1 protein-coding gene and 2 pseudogenes are annotated in these 1253 nt (G+C 59.0%); all 3 read left to right on the plus strand.

Annotated features, from left to right (window positions below; genetic code table 11):
* The coding region (locus X771_RS1000000169000) for a hypothetical protein (protein ID WP_210164671.1) at window positions 1-257 on the plus strand (257 nt) is incomplete at its 5' end.
* A 148-nt stretch (window positions 258-405) separates the two neighbouring features.
* A pseudogene (locus X771_RS1000000167810) lies at window positions 406-676 on the plus strand (type II toxin-antitoxin system ParD family antitoxin).
* A 3-nt stretch (window positions 677-679) separates the two neighbouring features.
* Window positions 680-990, plus strand: a pseudogene (locus X771_RS1000000169680) (type II toxin-antitoxin system RelE/ParE family toxin).
* Window positions 991-1253 lie beyond the last annotated feature (263 nt).

Raw genomic sequence — 1253 nt, forward strand, 5'->3', positions numbered from 1 at the left:
AAATCCTGTCCCCGCAACCAACAAAAAAAGCCCGCTTCACGCGGGCTTTTTGCGTTCGGACCGTGATCGATGGCGATTTTAACCTGCACCAGGGGTCGGAAGCAGGCGAAGCCGACCGTGGGACAGAAAAGCCAAATCATGACCCCCAACCGCCCGCAGCTCGCAGGCCTTTTGTATTCGGCACCTTTGCCCACGCGAAGCCGGTTGGCTCCCGGCTCTGTCAGCGCGGCAACCGCCACGCGCCGGCGCGATGGTGACCGGACGCTTTGGATCCTGCAAAACCAGGCGACGAACCATTCTCTCGCCATCAGATCTTGGAAAACGAACCGTGATCGTGCGCTTCCAATCATTGCTATCTATTGTTACCGGGCTTTGATCGGCGCCATAATCTTCCAGGAGGTTGCCGTGCCCGACTACGCTCTGAACGACCACTATGAGAGCTTTACCAGGAAGCAGCTCGAATCAGGCCGCTACAACAATGCCAGTGAGGTTGTTCGCGCCGGCCTGCGTATGCTCGAGGATTTCGAGGCGGAGCGGGAAAGATGGTTGCGCGAGGAGGTTCCGGCGCGCCTGACCGAGCTCCGGCAGGATCCGGCTAAACTAAGGGCATCCCTGTCGAGACAGTTTTTCGCGGCTCGAGGCGCGTCATCACGCGAAGCAGGCGAAAGCCAAATAGGCAATGGAGTACCGCATTGTCTTCCACCCCAAGGCGGAAACTGAACTCGACCAGCTCTATGACGACATAGCCGACCCGTGCGTCGCCGGCGATCGCTTGGAATTTCGTTGTCGGCATCCGCGACCATTGCCTGAGCGTGTCGACTTTTCCACAGTGCGGCACAGAGCGGGTCGAGATCATGCCTGGTCCGCGGATCATCGGCTGGCGACGTGCCGTCAGCATTGCTTTCGCAGTCGATGCCGAACGGGTCTGGTCCTGGGTATTTTTTCGCCGGCCGCAACATCACGGCGGAATTGCTGGAAGGCCGGCTCTGAAGCGCTGCTTAGGCTGGCGTGGGGATCGACACTCGCCAGGAGGCGATTCTCAGGCCGATGGCACGCACCTGCCGCCGCCTAGAGATGGGAGCTTGGTAGAAGAGTGATCCTCAGCGGAACACCACTCACAATTTCAGCCAAGCCAGCTCACGAATTTCCGCCCCGTGGATATCTCCACGAGAAATCGAAAAAACATCGTCGATGACTGTTGACAGTTCTGGTTGGTGGCGACTATATACGCCTCACGAACGAGGGCGGTGCGC

The organism is Mesorhizobium sp. LSJC269B00 (assembly GCF_000502815.1).
GTDB lineage: Bacteria > Pseudomonadota > Alphaproteobacteria > Rhizobiales > Rhizobiaceae > Mesorhizobium.